The organism is Pseudomonas sp. B21-059, assembly GCF_026016285.1.
Taxonomy (GTDB): Bacteria; Pseudomonadota; Gammaproteobacteria; order Pseudomonadales; family Pseudomonadaceae; genus Aquipseudomonas; species Aquipseudomonas danubii.
Genome location: NZ_CP087201.1, coordinates 1,986,834 through 2,004,130 on the forward strand (window position 1 = coordinate 1,986,834; position 17,297 = coordinate 2,004,130).

18 protein-coding genes are annotated in these 17,297 nt (G+C 61.5%); 14 read left to right on the forward strand and 4 right to left on the reverse strand.

The window, feature by feature from the left end:
• Window positions 1–15: 15 nt before the first annotated feature.
• From LOY69_RS09065 to LOY69_RS09085, 5 genes are all read left to right on the forward strand, one after another.
• Complete coding sequence (locus LOY69_RS09065) at window positions 16–579, forward strand: DUF1285 domain-containing protein (RefSeq protein WP_102878938.1); 564 nt, start codon at window positions 16–18, stop codon at window positions 577–579.
• A gap of 70 nt (window positions 580–649) precedes the next feature.
• On the forward strand, window positions 650–1,363 hold the full coding sequence (locus LOY69_RS09070; protein WP_102864106.1) for a GntR family transcriptional regulator: 714 nt from the start codon (window positions 650–652) through the stop codon (window positions 1,361–1,363).
• A complete protein-coding gene (locus LOY69_RS09075) occupies window positions 1,360–2,358 on the forward strand; it encodes an ADP-ribosylglycohydrolase family protein (RefSeq protein WP_253084477.1) in 999 nt (332 codons plus the stop codon). The genes LOY69_RS09070 and LOY69_RS09075 overlap by 4 nt, the downstream gene beginning before the upstream one ends.
• Before the next feature lie 123 nt (window positions 2,359–2,481).
• Complete coding sequence (locus LOY69_RS09080; RefSeq protein WP_265074396.1) at window positions 2,482–3,948, forward strand: purine-cytosine permease family protein; 1,467 nt, start codon at window positions 2,482–2,484, stop codon at window positions 3,946–3,948.
• The gene (locus tag LOY69_RS09085) at window positions 3,941–4,858 is read left to right on the forward strand and encodes a PfkB family carbohydrate kinase (protein WP_265074397.1); all 918 of its coding nucleotides are present in this window, start codon (window positions 3,941–3,943) and stop codon (window positions 4,856–4,858) included. Before LOY69_RS09080 ends, LOY69_RS09085 begins: the two co-directional genes overlap by 8 nt.
• 53 nt (window positions 4,859–4,911) lie before the next feature.
• Here the strand turns inward: LOY69_RS09085 and LOY69_RS09090 are convergent, their stop codons facing one another.
• Both LOY69_RS09090 and LOY69_RS09095 read right to left on the reverse strand, forming a co-directional pair.
• Window positions 4,912–5,238 (reverse strand): hypothetical protein, encoded by a 327-nt coding sequence (locus tag LOY69_RS09090; protein ID WP_102863898.1) that lies wholly within the window; start codon window positions 5,236–5,238, stop codon window positions 4,912–4,914.
• 83 nt (window positions 5,239–5,321) lie between these two features.
• Window positions 5,322–6,539, reverse strand: a complete 1,218-nt coding sequence (locus LOY69_RS09095) for an MFS transporter (RefSeq protein WP_265074398.1) — start codon at window positions 6,537–6,539, stop codon at window positions 5,322–5,324.
• A 204-nt stretch (window positions 6,540–6,743) separates the two neighbouring features.
• Between LOY69_RS09095 and LOY69_RS09100 the strand changes: the two genes are divergently transcribed.
• Window positions 6,744–7,223, forward strand: a complete 480-nt coding sequence (locus LOY69_RS09100; RefSeq protein ID WP_102863896.1) for a GNAT family N-acetyltransferase — start codon at window positions 6,744–6,746, stop codon at window positions 7,221–7,223.
• 114 nt (window positions 7,224–7,337) lie between these two features.
• On the opposite strand, the gene LOY69_RS09105 is transcribed toward LOY69_RS09100, so the two are convergent.
• Window positions 7,338–8,390 (reverse strand): NAD(P)-dependent alcohol dehydrogenase, encoded by a 1,053-nt coding sequence (locus tag LOY69_RS09105; protein WP_102878942.1) that lies wholly within the window; start codon window positions 8,388–8,390, stop codon window positions 7,338–7,340.
• Window positions 8,391–8,570: 180 nt separating this feature from the next.
• Here LOY69_RS09105 and LOY69_RS09110 point away from each other — a divergent pair, with 180 nt between their 5' ends.
• A complete protein-coding gene (locus LOY69_RS09110; protein ID WP_102878943.1) occupies window positions 8,571–9,467 on the forward strand; it encodes an AraC family transcriptional regulator in 897 nt (298 codons plus the stop codon).
• Between the two features lie 163 nt (window positions 9,468–9,630).
• Here LOY69_RS09110 and LOY69_RS09115 read toward each other — a convergent pair whose 3' ends face one another.
• Window positions 9,631–11,295, reverse strand: coding sequence for an electron transfer flavoprotein-ubiquinone oxidoreductase (locus LOY69_RS09115; RefSeq protein ID WP_110652122.1), 1,665 nt, complete (start codon window positions 11,293–11,295; stop codon window positions 9,631–9,633).
• Between the two features lie 99 nt (window positions 11,296–11,394).
• On the opposite strand from LOY69_RS09115, the gene LOY69_RS09120 reads away from it, so the two are divergent.
• The 7 genes from LOY69_RS09120 to LOY69_RS09150 all read left to right on the forward strand — a co-directional run bounded on the left by LOY69_RS09120 (window position 11,395) and on the right by LOY69_RS09150 (window position 17,250).
• Entirely contained in the window at window positions 11,395–11,586 is a 192-nt protein-coding gene (locus LOY69_RS09120; RefSeq protein ID WP_102863892.1) for a hypothetical protein, read from the forward strand.
• Between the two features lie 257 nt (window positions 11,587–11,843).
• Window positions 11,844–12,593, forward strand: a complete 750-nt coding sequence (locus LOY69_RS09125) for an electron transfer flavoprotein subunit beta/FixA family protein (RefSeq protein ID WP_015634720.1) — start codon at window positions 11,844–11,846, stop codon at window positions 12,591–12,593.
• Between the two features lie 2 nt (window positions 12,594–12,595).
• On the forward strand, window positions 12,596–13,525 hold the full coding sequence (locus tag LOY69_RS09130; RefSeq protein ID WP_265074399.1) for an electron transfer flavoprotein subunit alpha/FixB family protein: 930 nt from the start codon (window positions 12,596–12,598) through the stop codon (window positions 13,523–13,525).
• An 80-nt stretch (window positions 13,526–13,605) separates the two neighbouring features.
• Entirely contained in the window at window positions 13,606–14,430 is an 825-nt protein-coding gene (locus LOY69_RS09135) for a substrate-binding periplasmic protein (protein WP_102878945.1), read from the forward strand.
• A gap of 9 nt (window positions 14,431–14,439) precedes the next feature.
• Window positions 14,440–14,796, forward strand: a complete 357-nt coding sequence (locus LOY69_RS09140) for a DUF4398 domain-containing protein (RefSeq protein ID WP_102863889.1) — start codon at window positions 14,440–14,442, stop codon at window positions 14,794–14,796.
• Window positions 14,793–15,605 (forward strand): OmpA family protein, encoded by an 813-nt coding sequence (locus tag LOY69_RS09145; protein WP_265074400.1) that lies wholly within the window; start codon window positions 14,793–14,795, stop codon window positions 15,603–15,605. The genes LOY69_RS09140 and LOY69_RS09145 overlap by 4 nt, the downstream gene beginning before the upstream one ends.
• Before the next feature lie 205 nt (window positions 15,606–15,810).
• On the forward strand, window positions 15,811–17,250 hold the full coding sequence (locus LOY69_RS09150) for a PLP-dependent aminotransferase family protein (protein ID WP_110652120.1): 1,440 nt from the start codon (window positions 15,811–15,813) through the stop codon (window positions 17,248–17,250).
• The last annotated feature ends 47 nt before the right edge of the window (window positions 17,251–17,297 follow it).

The following is a 17,297-nucleotide window of genomic DNA, read 5'->3' on the forward strand; positions in this document are numbered from 1 at the left end:
ATTGAGGAGAGCGGTATGAGTGGTCCAGGCAAGGCCAACGACCTGTTGGCGCAGATTCCCAAGGCTGAGAAGGGCCTGCCGCCGGTCCACTTGTGGAATCCCGATTTCTGCGGCGATATCGACATGCGCATCGCTCGTGACGGTACCTGGTATTACCTGGGCACACCCATCGGCCGCAAGCCCATGGTCAAGCTGTTCTCCACGATCATCCGCCGCGATGGCGACCAGTACTTTCTCATCACTCCGGTTGAGAAAGTGGGGATCAAGGTTGATGACGCACCTTTCGTTGCCGTGACCCTGGAGGTCGAAGGGCAGGGCGAAAACCAGGTGTTGCGCTTCACCACCCATGTCGATGAACAGGTGGTTGCCGGCGCTGAACATCCCCTGCGCGTGGTGATCGATCCTCAGACCCAGGAGCCTGCGCCCTATATCCTGGTTCGACACAATCTTGAGGCGCTGATCCATCGCAACGTCTTCTACCAACTGGTGGAACTGGCGCAGACCCGCACCCTTGAAGGCCAGAACTGGCTGGGAGTGTGGAGCGGCGGAACGTTTTTCCCCATAGGTCTTGAGCCTTAGACGGACGTTTCCAGCCGGTGTAAGAAGATATTTCTTGCTCTTGATCCGATCTTTCATGTATCAACCGGACATGATCAAACATGTCCGATTCGATAAGAAAACAAGAGTGGTCGACGAGCTGATCCGGCGCATTGAAAGCGGTCTCATGGAAGACGGCTTCCAGCTTCCGGGGGAGCATCAGTTGGCCGAGGAGTTCGGTGTCAGTCGCGGCACCTTGCGTGAGGCCCTGGCCGAGCTCAAGCGTCGCAACTACATCGCCACACAGAGCGGCGTCGGCTCCATTGTCACCTTCGATGGCGTGGCCCTGGACCAGCATCACGGTTGGGCCCAGGCGCTGGCCGACAGTGGAGCGCTGGTCAATACCGAGGTGTTGCGCCTGGAGGCGATCTGCCGTCCCGAGCTCAAGCACCGCCTGGGCACTGACCAATTCATTGCCCTGGACCGCCGTCGCCGCAGCACCGAGGGACGGGTGCTGTCTCTTGAGCGCTCCCTGATCCCTGCATCCGGCGAACTTGAAGGCCTGCCCCGGGTTGGCCTGATCGATGATTCCCTGACCATTACCCTGGCCGCCTACGGCTATATCGGCGAGCGTGGCGATCAGTGGATCGGCGCCGAACCCTTGAATGCCGAAGACGCCGAGCTGCTGGGCCGTGCTCCCGGAGAAGTGTTCCTCAAGGCCCTGCGCACTACCTATGACCGCCAGGGACGCTTCATGGAGCAGGTGGAGAGTCTGTTGGACCCGCAGCATTTTCGCCTGCACCTGCAATTTGGAGAGTCAGGGTGAGCCAGCTCCGGCGGGCGCTTGGCGCTTTTTATGGATTGGCCTTGGGCGACGCCCTGGGCATGCCGACCCAGTCCCTGAGTCGTGAACAGATCCAGCAGCGCTTCGGCGCTATCGCTACCCTGGAAGATGCCGGCCCGGATCAGCCGATCGCGGCGAACATGCCTGCCGGCTCCATTACCGACGACACCGAACAGGCGATCCTGGTGGGCCGCCTGCTGGTCCAGGGCCAAGGCCGTATCGCTCCGACCGCGCTGGCCAGCAGCCTGATTGAATGGGAGGCCGCGATGCAGGCCAAAGGCTCCCAGGACCTGCTCGGGCCTTCCACCAAACACGCGATTGAACTGATACTCGCCGGTCACTCGGTGGAAGAGGCCGGCCGCTACGGCACCACCAATGGCGCCGCGATGCGTATCACGCCAGTGGGCATCGCCAGCGATGTTGCCCACTCCGATCGTTTTATCCAGGCGGTGGTCCAGGCCTGCCAGGTCACCCACAACACCAGCCTGGGCATTGCCAGTGCGGCAGCGGTGGCGGCAGTCGTGTCCGCAGGTGTCAATGGCGCTTGCCTGGCGGACGCTTTGCCCCTTGGGAGGCAGGTTGCCTGGCAGGCACAGGCGCAAGGTTACTGGGTCGCCGGTGCCAGTATTGCCGCGCGCCTGGAGTGGGCTGCCACTCTGAGCGTGGATGGCGACAAGCAGGGGTTTGCCCGGATGCTCTATGAGCTGGTGGGGACCTCGGTGGCGTCCCAAGAGTCGGTGGTAACGAGCTTTGCCCTGGCCGGGCAAGTGGCGCTTGGTCATCTGGAAGCCTTCGAGGCCTTGTGCATGGCTGCCAGCCTGGGGGGCGATACCGACACTATCGCCGCGATTCTCGGGGCCATGCTCGGAGCCTGCCTTGGGCTCGAGGCGTGGCCCAGGGATTTGATCGACCGGGTGCAGCAGGTCAATGAACTGGATTTGCAGCCCCTGGTACAAGAGCTGCTGGCTCTGCGCTGAGCCATTTTGCTCTGAGAACACCTATGGCTATGGAAAGCTAAAAAACACGGCCAGGAATGCCGGGATGTTCAGCGACTTCCGAAATTGCCAATAACCACAACGATGGCAACAGGAGCCTTATTCATGAGTTCATCGACCGCCGGGTCAGGTGTCGGACAACTGGAAACCCGTGGCATCGAGCCGGTCCCGGAAGCGGAGTGCAACGGTCATCCTTTGCAGCTGTTCTGGGTCTGGTTTGCGGCCAATATCAGCATCCTCGGGTTGCCCCTGGGGGCGACCCTGGTGGCGTTTCGCGGCCTGTCGATCTGGCAGGTGCTGCTGGTGGCGGTCCTGGGCTCGGTGGGATCGTTCGCCGTGGTCGGGCTGATATCAGTGGCTGGCCGTCGTGGCCGGGCGCCGAGCCTGACCCTGTCTCGGGCCATTTTCGGTGTGCGCGGCAATATCGGCCCGACCCTGGTGTCCATGCTGTCGCGAGTCGGTTGGGAAACGGTTAATACCACCACCGCAGCCTTTGTTCTCCTGTCCTTGAGTTCGATCCTGTTCCACACCCCGGCCTCGGCCAAGGACGCGCCACTGTTGACCCTGCTGTTCATCGCTATCTTTGTGCTCATGACGCTGAGTGTGTCCGGTCTGGGCCACGCCACGTTGCTGGTGATCCAGAAGTGGGCCACCTACGGATTCGGCGCGCTGAACGTCCTGGTGGGCGGCTTTCTCTGTGCCACCATCGACTGGACCGCAGTGTTCAATGCCTCCCCCGCGCCCATGAGCGCGATGATCATCGGCGTCGGCACCATGGCCGCAGGCACCGGGATCGGCTGGGCCAGCTCTGGGGCGGACATGTCCCGTTATCAGCAACGTTCGGTCACCGCCGGACGCCTGGTGGCCTCGGCGGCCTTCGGTGCCGGTATTCCGCTGGTGCTGCTGATCACCCTGGGAGGCTTGCTGTCGGTCGGTAACGATCATCTGGCCTCAGCGGTGGACCCGATCATTGCGATCCGCGACATGCTGCCAACCTGGATGGCCGTGCCTTATCTGATCGCTGCCTTCGGCGGTCTGCTGTTGTCCAACAACCTGTCGGTGTATTCAGCCGGTCTCACCGCGCTGACCCTGGGCCTCAAGGTCAAGCGGGTCTACGCAGTACTGGTGGACATCGTGGCGATCTTCATGGGGTCGATCTACTTCATGTTGATCGCTGACAGTTTCTACGGCCCCTTCATCAGCTTCATTTCCCTGCTGGCGGTGCCGATCACGGCCTGGGTGGGAATCTTCGTGGTGGACTTGATCCATCGCCACTACTACAGCGCCGATGATTTATTGAATGTGGGCCCGAGCAGCGCCTACTGGTATCAGGGCGGCATCGAATGGCGGGCCTTTGGTGCCTGGGTGCTGGCCATCGTCCTTGGCTTCTGTTTCACCAGCATTGGCACCACGGTCGAGGACGTCTGGTTCACGGGACCATTGGCCGATTCCTGGCTGGGGCATAACGGCCTGGGCTGGATCATCACCTTCCTGGTGGCCGGCGGCGTCTATGGCGTGCTGGGCGGCGCCCGTGACCGGCGTCGGGCTTTTGTCGAGAATGCCAATGCCTAGATTGCTCCACAGTGGCCAGGTGATCGTCGATCTGGTGATGGCCGTTGATCGCCTGCCGGAGTCTGGCGGCGATGTGCTGGCGCAATCGGCCAGTTTCGAGGCGGGTGGCGGTTTCAATGTCATGGCGGCGGCCGCGCGCAATGGCCTGCCGGTGGTCTATCTCGGTCGTCACGGCCAGGGGCGCTTTGGTGATCTGGCACGGCAGGCGATGCAGGCCGAAAGCATTCAGATGAGCCTGGAACCCAGTCTTGGGTCCGACACGGGTCTATGCGTGGCCTTGACCGAAGCCTCTGCCGAACGCACTTTCATTTCCCATATAGGTGCCGAGGGCGAACTGACGGTCGAAGACTTGGCGCAGGTCGAGGTGAGAGCGGGGGATTACCTCTACGTCAGTGGCTACAGCCTGCTGCAGGCGAGCAAGGCCAAGGCCCTGGTCGACTGGGTGCTGGCGTTGCCAGCCTCGGTGCCCCTGATGTTCGATCCGGGGCCGCTGGTGGGCTCGTTGGATTCTCCCTTGATGGCGGCTTTGTTGCCACGTATCGACATCTGGAGCAGTAACCGGGTCGAGGCCCTGCGCTTGAGTGCCAGCTCGGAAATGGTCGAAGCCTTGCAGCGGCTGGGCTCAAGGTTGTCGTCCAAGGCCATGCTGGTACTGCGTGACGGTCCCCGAGGTTGCTGGATCAATCAAGAGGGGCGTGCTGTGCTGGTGCCGGGATTCAAGGTCGAGGCAGTGGACAGCAATGGTGCCGGCGATGCCCATGCCGGTGTCTTTGTCGCCGCGCTTGCTGCGGGTCATGAGCCGCAGGCAGCGGCCCGTCGGGCCAATGCGGCGGCGGCCATCGCGGTGACCCGCCGTGGCCCGGCCACCGCACCGTGCAGCGCGGAAGTGGACGCAATGTTGCGGGCCTGATGGACTGTCACCAGCCTTGCGCAGCACCAGCTGGATTGAGCCGGCGCCGGGTGTTACTGGCTGCTGCCCTCTGAGCCTGAGCCGCCGGTGGTGGTTTTCGATCCGCTACCGGTCTTGCCATTGTCCGGAGTCGTGGCATCCAGGGTGCCGGCGCCGCCCTGGCGGCCGTTGTCGTTGCCCTGGATTCTAGGGTCGGTGCCGGTGGCCGGCGGCAGCGAGCCTTCGTCCATGGCCGGCGGGTTGATGTTGATCTTCGGTGTGCTCTGGGGGGCAGGGGATTGCGGGCCTTCTACCGGATTGGTGGGGCCTGTGGTGCCCGCCAGGGCGGCGCTGGACAACAGTCCGGCCAGGGCCAGGGCTGAGAGTTGGACCTTGATCATGGTGTCGCCTCCATTGTTAGAGTCGTTACCTGATATTGGTCTGCCCTGGCGTGGGGTTGGTGCCGGATGATCGACGAACGGCGCTACGGGTTGTGGGCGATACGCAGTTGGAACGCTCGGCGCCAGCCCAGGCGGCCGAGGCTGATCAGCCAGTTCAGCAGAGCAATTGCCAGTACGGTGAACAGCAGCGCCTGCATGCCGGCCTCGACGATGATCCGCCCGGCCAGCCAGGGAAAGCCGTATACCCCGACAAAATAGGACAGGCTGAACAACAGCAGTGCCTGCGAGGTGCTGCCGGCAGGTGCTTCGTTGGCGGCCAGGCCGTTGATCACTGAATACGTCAGGCCATAGCCAATCCCCAGTATTACTGCGGCCAGCAGGTAGCTGGCGCTGCTGTCGACGACAAACAGAAACAGCAGGATCGACACCACCATCAGCCCCGATAGCAGGCAGGATGCGCGATAGGGGTCACGCTTGACCACGATGCCGGCGATCAGCATCCGGCTGGCGATGGCGGCGCTCATGAACCCGAGGAAGAACAGCGAGTAGTCCACGCCTCGGGATACACCGTAGCTGGTCTGGAAGCTCGACAGCCCGCCGAACACACAGCCACCCAGGCCCACCATCAGGATTGGCCACAGGGCCCTGGAAGACAGTACGCGTGCCGCTCCGCTCCAGGTGATTCGGGCTGCCGAAGTGCCCAAGTGATTGGGTTCGCGACTCAAGCGGGCGCCCAGTCGCCAAAAGATCAGCACCCCCACCAGGCTGGCCGCCGCTGCAATGAAAAAAGCGCTGGTCACGGGATAGCCCAGGGCGCTGGCCAGGCGACCCAGCAGCGGCCCGGAACCTATGCCGGTCATCATGCTGCCCGACAGCAGGGCGAAGTAACGGGCCCGTTGCGTGGGCTCCACCAGCATCGCCACGATGATTGGCCCCAGGGTGTAGAACACTCCCCAGCCCAGGCCCAGGGTCAGGCCGAAGAGCAGCAGGGCGTGGCCGAACCCGGGGGTCAGGGCAAAGCCCAGGCTGGCTAGGGCCAGCAGGCAGCCGAACAGCGCCACCGAACGTGCGGCGCCAAGCCAGTCCGATAGGTGCCCGGAACCGATCACCGCGACGAAGGTGCTGAGCATCGCTGCCGAAATCACGCTGCCGGCGTCGTGCTCATTGCCGCCGCGGCTGCTGATCAGCAAGGACAGGAGAAAGGTCGATCCGTAAGACAGTGACAACAGATAGCTGCCCAGACAGAACAACCCGAACAATGGCCCCGGCCCCCTGGATTCCTGCATAGCCCGCACGGACATGAAAACTCCTCTCTTATGCTTGTAGTCGTGGAGGGCTTTCTAGCATGGCCTTCTGCGCTGTTTGTTCTGATCCTGCAGGCCTCAGGGTTAGTCGACAGCGGAGTAAGCCGCGAGCCGCGGAATCAGCTTTGCGCGTAAATGGCCGTGCATGTATTTCGGCTGTCGTTCTAATATGGCCACCTGATTCCGCCTAGAGAACCGTCGATGACCGTCGTAATCCGTCCTGCACTGCCCAGCGATGCCCCACAGATTCTTGCTTTCATCACTGAGCTCGCCGACTACGAGCGGGCTCGTCACGAAGTGATTGCCGGCGTCGCCGATATCGAGCGCAGCTTGTTCAGTGAGGGGGCTACGGCCCACGGCCTGATCTGTCTGCGTGACGGCGTGCCAATTGGCTTTGCGGTGTTTTTCTTCAGTTATTCCACCTGGCTGGGCAGCAACTGTCTGTACCTGGAGGATCTCTACATCACCCCGGAACAACGCGGTGGCGGGGCGGGCAAGCAACTGTTGCGGCATCTGGCACAGATCGCCTGTGACAACGATTGCGGACGCTTCGAATGGAGTGTGCTGGAGTGGAATGAACCGGCGATCCAGTTCTACAAGTCCCTGGGCGCCCAGCCTCAGGAGGAGTGGGTCAAGTACCGCATGGACGGCGAAGTGCTGCGGGCGTTCGCCCGGGGCTGACGACAGCCCCCATGGGCTGGCGCCAGCTGGCCCATGCCGGAGCCGGCTTGTCGGCGAAGGCGTATTGCGTGGAGCGCCTCCTGGTGACAAGCCGGGCCGTCATGGCATCGAGATTCAGAGCTTCAAGGTCGCCATGTCGATCACGAAGCGATACTTCACATCCCCTTTGATCATGCGCTCATAGGCCTGGTTGATCTGGCGAATATCCAGCATCTCGATGTCGCAGGTGATGCCGTGCTCGGCGCAGAAATCCAGCACCTCCTGGGTCTCGGCAATGCCGCCGATCAGCGATCCGGCCAGTACGCGACGGCTCATCACCAGCTTGCCGGCGTGCAGTGCCGGGTCCACCGGCTCGATCAGGCCCACCAGGATGTGCACGCCGTCAAAGCGCAGGGTGTCGAGGTAGGGATTGAGGTCGTGGGGCACTGGGATGGTGTCCAGGAGGAAGTCGAAATGCCCGGCTACCGACTGCATCTGTGCCGCATCGGTGGATACGATCACATGGTCCGCGCCTTGGCGGCGGGCTTCTTCGGCCTTGCTTGCCGAGCGGGTGAACAGGGTCACTTCGGCCCCCAGGGCCTTGGCGAACTTGATGCCCATGTGGCCCAGGCCGCCCATGCCGAGAATCCCCACCTTGTCGCCAGCCTTGACGCCATAGTGCTTGAGGGGCGAGTAGGTGGTGATGCCGGCACAGAGAATCGGTGCTGCGCTGGCCAGGTCGAGTTTCTCCGGGATGCGCACGACAAAGTGCTCGCTGACCACGATGCTGTCGGAGTAGCCGCCCATGGTGTTGCTGCCATCGACCCGATCCGGGGTGGCGTAGGTCATGGTCGGACCTTCCAGGCAGTACTGTTCCAGGTTCGCAGCACAGGCTTCGCAATGGCGGCAGGAGTCCACCATGCAGCCGACGCCCACCAAGTCGCCGACCTTGTGCTTGCTGACGTTGGCGCCGACGGCGGTGACCTTGCCGACGATCTCGTGGCCCGGCATCAGCGGGTACACGGCGATGCCCCATTCGTTGCGGGCCTGGTGGATGTCAGAGTGGCAGACGCCACAGTAGAGGATCTCGATGGCGACGTCGTCCGCGCGTGGGCTGCGGCGCTGGAAGCTCATGGGGGCGAGGGGAGTGGTGGCCGATTGGGCGGCATAACCGATGGCGGTGTACATGAAGAACCTCGCAAAAGCGCTGACAAGTGAGGCGGTGCATTCTCGGCGTCGAGCCTGAGGGCGGCCATGGCGATTCCTCGGCATGTCATGCCTATTCCTCCGGTATTGGCGGTTTTTGCGCGGCATTGGCCAGCAGACCTGCGATGATGTTTTCATCCCTTTTTTCGTGAAGTTTTCTGCATGCTGCTGACCCGTCACCTTGACGCCAATGCCACCCTGGTTTCGCTGATCCAGCCCCTTGCCAGCCGAGATGGTTTTGTTGCCACCGCCTTGCCTGGGGTCCAGGTGCTGCGGGCCAGCTGTGATGTGGCGCGAGGTCCACAGATCTATGAACCGAGCCTGATGATCATTGTCCAGGGCAGCAAACTGGCCTACCTGGGCACGCGGACCCTGGAATACGGCGCCGGGCACTACCTGATCCAGGCCTTGTCGGTGCCCTTCGAGTGCGAAACCTTCGCCTTGCCCGATGCACCGCTGCTGGGGATTTCCATTGCCATCGACCGGGCAGTCCTGAGCGAGCTGGTGCTGGCCATGGGGATCGCCGAAGGCCGGGCGGCTTCGGCGCAAACCCTGGAATCGATGACCTCGGCGGTGCTCGACGACGTCATGCGTGGTTGCGTGGAGCGCCTGCTGCGTTGCCTGCACGATCCTCTGGAGTGCAAGGTAATGGGGGCGTCCAGGGTGCGCGAGCTGCTCTTTGCTGCCTTGCGCGGGCCTCAGGCCGATGCGCTGCGGGCGCTGGTGGAGCAGCAGGGGCAGTTCGCGCGGGTCGCGGCTTCGCTCAATCATCTGCACGAGCATTACACCGAGCCGTTGAACGTCGAGACCCTGGCCCGCTGCGCCAACATGAGCACTTCGACCTTCCACGAGCATTTCAAGCGCAGCACCCTGCTGTCGCCAGTGCAGTACCTCAAGCGCCTGCGGTTGCTCAAGGCCCAGCAGTTGCTGGTGGGAGAAGGGCTGGGTGTGGCCCAGGTAGCGCATCGGGTGGGTTACCAGAGCACCTCGCAATTCAGTCGCGAGTACAAGCGCTACTTTGAGCGTAATCCCGGGGATGAGCGGGCCGTTGCTCTGTAGGTGCTGTTCGTAGGCGCTGGCTTGCCAGCGACGACGCCTTTGGGCCGCTACAAGGCTTGAGGGGCTCTTCGCCGACAAGTCGGTTTCTACCGGAGACTGTGCCAGCAAATCCCGGGCATGAAAAAGGCCCCCATATAGGGGGCCTCTTGTGTACCGCGGCGACTTACATGTTCGGGTAAGTCGGGCCGCCGGCACCTTCCGGAGTGACCCAGGTGATGTTCTGGGCCGGGTCCTTGATATCGCAGGTCTTGCAGTGCACGCAGTTCTGGGCGTTGATCTGGAAGCGCTTCTCGCCGTCTTCCTGGGTGATCACTTCATACACGCCGGCCGGGCAGTAACGCTGAGCAGGCTCGTCGTACAGCGGCAGGTTGCGGCCCAGAGGGATGCTCGGGTCGGTCAGCTTGAGGTGGCAAGGCTGCTCTTCTTCATGGTTGGTACCGGAGATGAACACCGAGCTCAGTTTGTCGAAGCTGATTTTTCCGTCGGGTTTGGGGTAGTCGATCTTCGCGCAGTCCTTGGCCAGCTTCAGGCTGGCGTAGTCCGGCTTGGTGTCGTGCAGGGTGAAGGGCAGCTTGCCACCGAAGATGTTCTGATCCATCCAGTTGAAGCCGGCGCCGATGATCGGACCGAACTTGTGCATGGCCGGGCCGAAGTTGCGGCTAGCGAACAGCTCTTCATACAGCCAGCTGGATTTGAAGGAGTCGACGTAGCTCTTCAACTCGTCAGCCCCTTCGGAGCCGGCGAACAGCGAGTCGGCCACGGCATCGGCGGCGAGCATGCCGGACTTCATGGCGGTGTGGCTGCCCTTGATCTTGGCTACGTTCATGGTGCCCAGGTCGCAGCCGATCAGCGCGCCGCCCTTGAAGACCATCTTCGGCAGCGAATTGATACCGCCCTTGGCCAGTGCACGGGCGCCGTAGCTGATGCGTTTGCCGCCTTCCAGGTACTGCTTGAGCACCGGGTGATGCTTGAGGCGCTGGAATTCGTCGAACGGCGACAGGTAGGTGTTGGCATAGGACAGGTCGACGATCAGGCCCACCACGACCTGGTTGTTTTCCAGGTGATAGAGGAAGGAGCCGCCGGTGTTCTCGTTGCTCATGATGTCCAGCGGCCAGCCGGCGGTGTGGACCACCAGGCCCGGTTGGTGCTTGGCCGGATCGATTTCCCAGATTTCCTTGAGGCCGATGCCGTAGTGCTGGGCGTCGGCGTCGGTGTCCAGGTTGAAGCGCTTGATCAGTTGCTTGCCGATATGGCCGCGGCAGCCTTCGGCGAACAGGGTGTACTTGCCGCGCAGTTCCATGCCTGGGGTGTAGAGGCCATCTTTCGGCTGTCCTTCACGGTCGACACCCAGGTCACCGGTGATGATCCCGCGGACCACGCCGTTTTCGTCGATCAGGGCTTCCTGGGCGGCGAAGCCCGGGTAGATTTCCACGCCCAGGTTCTCGGCCTGCTGGGCCAGCCAGCGGCACAGGTTGCCCAGGGAAATGATGTAGTTGCCTTCGTTGTGCATGGTCTTGGGCACAAAGAAGTCTGGAACCTTGGTGGAAGTGTCGCCGCTACGCAGGACATAAATGTCGTCGCGGGTGACCGGGGTGTTGAGCGGGGCGCCCAGTTCCTTCCAGTCCGGGAACAGTTCATTCAGGGCCCGAGGCTCGAACACTGCACCGGAAAGGATGTGAGCACCGACTTCGGAGCCTTTTTCAACCACGCAGACGCTGATTTCCTTACCGGCTTCAGCGGCCTTCTGCTTAAGGCGGCAAGCGGCGGACAAGCCTGCGGGGCCGGCACCGACGATGACCACGTCGAATTCCATGTATTCGCGTTCCACTAGGCTATCTCCTACTCAAGGCTCAACGGTTTTTTCTAATTGGAGGTTTGGCGTTGCATCCGCGCTTTCTCCCATTACAAATGGGGGGAGAAGGGGAGGATGGCCGACCTTTCTCTCTGGGCGGCGCATTATATCTACACCACTCTTAGCGTCCAATACAAACGTTTGTTTGAATTTGCCGCAGCCCAGATAAATCAAAGAAGCGCGGCTTATAAACGGCTATTTTGCCGTATTGACCGGAAAAGGCGTTCCGGTCAAGATACGGTCGGTTTTGCGCTCGCCGTAGGCTGACTGTTGGTTTCAAGAGCACCTCTAAAGACAGGGCAAAGGCAATAAAGGTGACGCACCGCGCAGCTTGAAAGTGCGCAGTTTACACGCCGCGATAATGAATGACTCGTCGGTCACCACTGACGAACGGTCATCACCCCGTGAGCAAGGTCAACCTGATATGCGCCAGCGTTTTTGGAGGTGCCCTTGTGCCGATGAGCATCAACCGCCAGGTTCTCGCCTAGGCGACTTTCTTTTCACCGGAGAGTAACGAGGAATCCATGAAGGTTCTTGTAGCTGTCAAACGAGTGGTCGACTATAACGTCAAGGTTCGCGTCAAAGCGGACAACTCCGGCGTCGACCTCGCCAACGTCAAGATGTCGATGAACCCTTTCTGCGAAATCGCAGTGGAAGAAGCCGTACGCCTGAAAGAGAAAGGTGTAGCGACTGAAATCGTCGTCGTCTCCATCGGTCCTGCTACTGCTCAAGAGCAACTGCGTACCGCCCTGGCACTGGGTGCCGATCGCGCAATCCTCGTCGAGTCCGCTGAAGAGTTGAACTCCCTGGCTGTGGCCAAGCTGCTCAAGGCTGTGGTCGACAAGGAGCAGCCACAATTGGTGATCCTGGGCAAACAGGCCATCGATAGCGACAACAACCAGACCGGCCAGATGCTGGCGGCCCTGAGCGGTTACGCTCAAGGCACCTTCGCCTCCAAGGTCGAAGTGTCCGGCGACAAGGTCAACGTCACTCGCGAAATCGACGGCGGCCTGCAGACCGTTGCGCTGAACCTGCCAGCCATCGTCACCACCGACCTGCGTCTGAACGAGCCGCGCTATGCGTCTCTGCCAAACATCATGAAAGCCAAGAAGAAGCCGCTTGAAACGCTGACTCCTGATGCTTTGGGCGTTTCCACCGCCTCCACCAACAAGACCCTGAAAGTCGAAGCGCCGGCTGCACGCAGCGCAGGTATCAAGGTCAAGTCGGTGGCTGAACTGGTCGAGAAACTGAAAAACGAAGCGAAGGTAATCTGATCATGACTATCTTGGTAATCGCCGAACACGATAACAAGGCGCTGGCTCCGGCCACCCTGAACACCGTTGCCGCCGCCGCCAAAATCGGTGGTGACGTCCATGTACTGGTCGCCGGCCAGGGCGTTGGCGCTGTGGCTGAAGCCGCTGTAAAAATCGCTGGCGTGGCCAAAGTGCTGGTGGCAGACAATGCCGCCTACGCTCACCAACTGCCGGAAAACGTTGCGCCGCTGGTGGCCGAGCTGGGTGCTGGCTACAGCCACATCCTGGCTGCCGCTACCTCCAACGGTAAGAACATCCTGCCGCGGGTTGCCGCTCAGCTGGACGTTGACCAGATCTCCGAGATCATCTCGGTAGAAAGCGCTGACACCTTCAAGCGTCCGATCTATGCCGGTAACGCCATCGCTACCGTGCAGTCCTCGGCTGCCGTGAAAGTTATCACCGTGCGCGCTACCGGCTTCGACGCCGTTGCTGCTGAAGGTGGTTCGGCTGCGGTTGAAGCCGTTGGCGCCGCTCACGATGCCGGCAAGTCGAGCTTCGTTGGCGAAGAGCTGGCCAAGTCCGATCGTCCTGAACTGACCGCTGCCAAGATCGTCGTTTCCGGCGGCCGTGGCATGCAGAACGGTGACAACTTCAAGCACCTGTACGCCCTGGCCGACAAGCTTGGCGCAGCGGTCGGCGCCTCCCGCGCAGCCGTGGACGCAGGCTTCGTGCCCAACGACATGCAGGTCGGCCAGACCGGCAAGATCGTCGCGCCACAGCTGTACATCGCCGTCGGTATCTCCGGCGCGATCCAGCACCTGGCAGGCATGAAGGATTCCAAGGTGATCGTTGCGATCAACAAGGACGAAGAAGCTCCGATCTTCCAGGTGGCCGACTACGGTCTGGTGGCGGACTTGTTCGAAGCCGTACCTGAGTTGGAGAAGCTGGTCTAATCCGGCGGCTTCACTTATAAAGAGCCCGGCCCTTTGGCCGGGCTTTTTTTTGTCTGTTTTTTGTTGGGGAGAATTTCGCCATGGATCTGCGCCGCATGAGTGGCTGGTCAGCGCTGTTGGGCTTGGCGTTGTTGCCATCGCTGTCGATGGCTGCGGGTAAGTGCGAACGCCTGGTGGTCACCGGCAGCCCGGACGCACCGCCCTACCTGTGGCGCGATCCGCAGAACCCCAAGCACCTGATAGGGGCCAGCGCCGATCTGTTACAGCAAGTGGCGGGAGAGTTGGGACTCAAGATCGAGTTGCTGTACGCCGGCAAACGTTCCGAGGCCCTGGATGAAGTGCGCAGTGGGCGCATGGATCTGCTAGCCGACGCGCCCCTGACCTTGAACGAGCTGGAGTCCCTGGACTACATCCATCCGGCCCTGGTGCAGAACGACTATCTGGTGTGGACCCGCAAGGACTCCACTCTGAGTTATGCCCAGCCGTTGGATCTTGCCGGTCATCCCGGCGCGGTATCGGAAAAGGCCAGGCTGACCCAGCCCTTTCAGGCTATGGCCAAGGAGCATCTGCAACTCAAGCGTTTGCCGAATCTGACCCAAGTCTTCCAGACCTTGCTCCTGGGGGAAGTGGACTATGTTCTGGCGCCGCGTTACGCGGGCATGGCCATGGCCCAGTCCTTGGGGATGGCGGCGGATCTGGTGTCCTTTCCCCAGCCTGTCGACAAACCGGGGCTGTTCCTGGCCTTGTCCCACAACTCCGCCTGCAATGATCCATGGTTGCGCGGACAGTTGGCAAAAAAGATGACAGAATTGCCCGCGTCCGGTCTGACGGAGGCCTTGCTGCAGCGCAATCTGGAGCGCTGGAAGGCCCAGTTGCAGCAACCCGTCAGCAGCCCAAAACCGTAGGAATCACGTGTGACTATTCGACCTCTTTTCGCTGCCCTGGCCCTGTTGGCCTTGGCGGGTTGTGCAACCGATCCGGCGCCCAACGAGCAGATGCGCCTTACTGCCCAGGCCCTGGAACAAGCCAAGGCCGTGGGGGCTTCGGCCGAGGACATGCCTGAGTTGAAACTGGCCGAAGACAAGTTCGCCCGTGCCCAGGGCAATATGCAGGATGAGTCGTACAAGAAGGCGCGGATGCGCGCCGAGCAGGCCGAGCTGGATGCGCGTCTGGCAGAAGCCAAGGTCCTGACTCAGAAAAGCCAGGAGCAGGTGAATGTGCTCAATACCCGCATTACGCGCCTGCGCAAGCAGTTGGGAGACGCCCAATGAGCCTCTCTATCCGTATCTTCGGCGGCGCTGTGCTGTTGGCCTGCGCCGGTCTCTATGGCTGCGCCGGCCAGCACAGTGAGGAAGCCTTGCAGCAAGCCAGCAACGACTTCCAGAAGGTCAAGGAAGACTCCAATGTGCTGCGTATCGCGCCCAAGGACGTGATACGTGCGGGTGAGTCCCTGGCTCGCGCCGATCGTCTGTCGACCTACTGGGGCAGCGGCGGCGACGTGGAGCACTATGCCTACCTGAGCCGTCGTTACAGCGAAATCGCCCGTGAGCACACCGAACAGGCGCTGAATCAGGAGCGTGCGGCCAAGCTCGAGCTGGAGCGTCAACGTCTGCAACTGGCCCTGCGTGAGGCCAAGTTGCTGAGCGTGCAGCAGCAGGGCAAATGGCTCGAAGAGCAGATCATCAGCCTGGCCACCACCCAGACCGATCGTGGTCTGGTGATGACGCTGGGAGACGTGCTGTTCGACACCGGTGAAGCTGAGTTGAAGAGTTCGGCGAACCGCACGGTGCTCAAGGTGGTGCAGTTCCTCCAGCTGAACCCTAAGCGCGTGGTACGCATCGAGGGCTACACCGATAACACCGGGGAGCGTCAGAGCAACCTGCAGCTGTCTCGCGATCGTGCCCAGGCGGTGGCCGATGTGCTGGTGGACCTGGGAATCGACGAAAAGCGTGTCCATGTCCAGGGCTATGGTGACGAGTACCCAGTGGAAGCCAACGCCTCCGAGCGGGGCCGGGCGCAGAACCGTCGGGTGGAAATCGTCTTCTCCGACGACAAGGGCCAGCTCGGCGCTGCTCGCTGAAACACTGATCCCTTTGCCCCTGAAAAGCCCGACGCCTCGCAAGCGTTGGGTTTTTTTATGTCTGAGGGTGTCGCAAAAACCCGACAGTTCTACTTTTCACTGCCCTGTGTCCTCGACTATTGTAGAAACTGTCCCAGTACACTTCTAAACTGTGCCGGTATTGTTTCACACAAGAATAAAACGCCGTGAAATCGAGTGCTGCGCCATGACCAATCTCTTGCTCTATCAACGTATCGCTCAGCAACTGGCTGAGGATATTCGCCGTGGTGTCTACCAGCCGGGGGAGCGCGTACCGTCGGTGCGCAAGATGAGCTCGCAGCTCAATGTCAGCCACGCTACGGTGCTCCAGGCCTACGCCAATCTGGAAGATCAGGGACTGATCCGCGCGCGTCCCCAATCGGGTTACTACGTGCACCAGACCCCGGCTCTGACAGCGCCGACCCCGGATATTGCCCGGGTCGAACGTCCAGGACTGGTCACGCGCAGCAGCATTATTCAGCAGGTGCTGGTGGAGTCCCGTCGCGAGGGCGTGTTTCCCCTGGGTGCGGCAGTGCCCAGCGTTGACTATTTGCCGGTGCGTGCGCTGCACCAGCAATTGGCCAAGGTCACGCGTTTTCACAGTCCGCGGGCGTTCAGCTATATGTTCAGCCCGGGATTCGAGCCCTTGCGGCGTCAGGTGGCGATTCGCATGCGCGATGCCGGGGTCGTGGTCGACCCTTCGGAAGTGGTGATTACCCACGGATGCGTCGATGCCTTGCAGATGTCCCTACGGGTCCTGACCCGGCCGGGTGATCTGATCGCCGCGGAATCGCCGACCTATTACGGGCTGCTGCAACTGGCGGACCTGCTGGGGCTCAAGGTCATCGAGATTCCCAGCGACCCCTCTACGGGCATGAGCCTTGAGGCCCTGCAGCTGGCGGCCAACCAATGGTCGATCAAGGCCCTGGTACTGACTACGCGCCTGAGCAACCCCCTGGGTGGAACCATGCCGGAGGAGCGGCAGAAGCAACTGCTGCGCCTGGCTTCGGACTTCGATATCCAGGTGGTCGAGGACGATATCTACGGCGAGTTGATGTTCGAAGTGGGGCGCACCAAGGCCCTCAAGGCCTATGACCGCCTGGACCGGGTGATCTACTGCTCAAGCTTCTCCAAGACCCTATCGCCGGGAGTGCGTATCGGCTGGATGATTGCTGGCAAGTATCAGCAGGAGATCCAGCGCCTGCAGACCTTCAGTACCCATTCCGCATGCAGCGTGACGCAGATGGGGGTTGCGGCTTATCTGGAGAACGGTGGTTATGACCGTCATCTGCGCTACATCCGCCAGGAATACCGCAAGAACCTCAGCGCCTTTCAACTGGCGGTGCAGCAGCATTTTCCTGAAGGTACGCAGATTACCCGGCCCAACGGCGGGTTCATTCTCTGGGTCAGCCTGCCGGGACGGGTCAACACCCAGGAACTGCACGTGCGGGCTTTGCAGCAGGGCATCAGCATCGCTCCGGGGTTGATCTTCAGTAACACCGAACAGTTCAACCACTGCGTGCGCCTGAATTGCGGGACACCTTGGAACCGCGAGGCCGAGCGAGCCTTGATGACCCTGGGCATGCTCGCCAGTCAGTTATGCCAAGAAGCGGCCGGCGGATTCTAGACAGTGCGGTCCCATGCTTGTCATGGGGCTTGCAACAAGCGAGCATA

Bases quoted from the DNA above. Each gene is read 5' to 3' on its own strand.
- LOY69_RS09085 (WP_265074397.1), top strand. From the start codon at position 3,941: ATGCCTAGATTGCTCCACAGTGGCCAGGTGATCGTCGATCTGGTGATG.
- LOY69_RS09150 (WP_110652120.1), top strand. From the start codon at position 15,811: ATGACCAATCTCTTGCTCTATCAACGTATCGCTCAGCAACTGGCTGAG.
- LOY69_RS09065 (WP_102878938.1), top strand. From the start codon at position 16: ATGAGTGGTCCAGGCAAGGCCAACGACCTGTTGGCGCAGATTCCCAAG.
- LOY69_RS09110 (WP_102878943.1), top strand. From the start codon at position 8,571: ATGCTGCTGACCCGTCACCTTGACGCCAATGCCACCCTGGTTTCGCTG.
- LOY69_RS09095 (WP_265074398.1), bottom strand. From the start codon at position 6,539: ATGTCCGTGCGGGCTATGCAGGAATCCAGGGGGCCGGGGCCATTGTTC.
- LOY69_RS09070 (WP_102864106.1), top strand. From the start codon at position 650: ATGATCAAACATGTCCGATTCGATAAGAAAACAAGAGTGGTCGACGAG.
- LOY69_RS09105 (WP_102878942.1), bottom strand. From the start codon at position 8,390: ATGTACACCGCCATCGGTTATGCCGCCCAATCGGCCACCACTCCCCTC.
- LOY69_RS09080 (WP_265074396.1), top strand. From the start codon at position 2,482: ATGAGTTCATCGACCGCCGGGTCAGGTGTCGGACAACTGGAAACCCGT.
- LOY69_RS09145 (WP_265074400.1), top strand. From the start codon at position 14,793: ATGAGCCTCTCTATCCGTATCTTCGGCGGCGCTGTGCTGTTGGCCTGC.
- LOY69_RS09120 (WP_102863892.1), top strand. From the start codon at position 11,395: ATGGCCGACCTTTCTCTCTGGGCGGCGCATTATATCTACACCACTCTT.
- LOY69_RS09090 (WP_102863898.1), bottom strand. From the start codon at position 5,238: ATGATCAAGGTCCAACTCTCAGCCCTGGCCCTGGCCGGACTGTTGTCC.
- LOY69_RS09130 (WP_265074399.1), top strand. From the start codon at position 12,596: ATGACTATCTTGGTAATCGCCGAACACGATAACAAGGCGCTGGCTCCG.
- LOY69_RS09100 (WP_102863896.1), top strand. From the start codon at position 6,744: ATGACCGTCGTAATCCGTCCTGCACTGCCCAGCGATGCCCCACAGATT.
- LOY69_RS09125 (WP_015634720.1), top strand. From the start codon at position 11,844: ATGAAGGTTCTTGTAGCTGTCAAACGAGTGGTCGACTATAACGTCAAG.
- LOY69_RS09135 (WP_102878945.1), top strand. From the start codon at position 13,606: ATGGATCTGCGCCGCATGAGTGGCTGGTCAGCGCTGTTGGGCTTGGCG.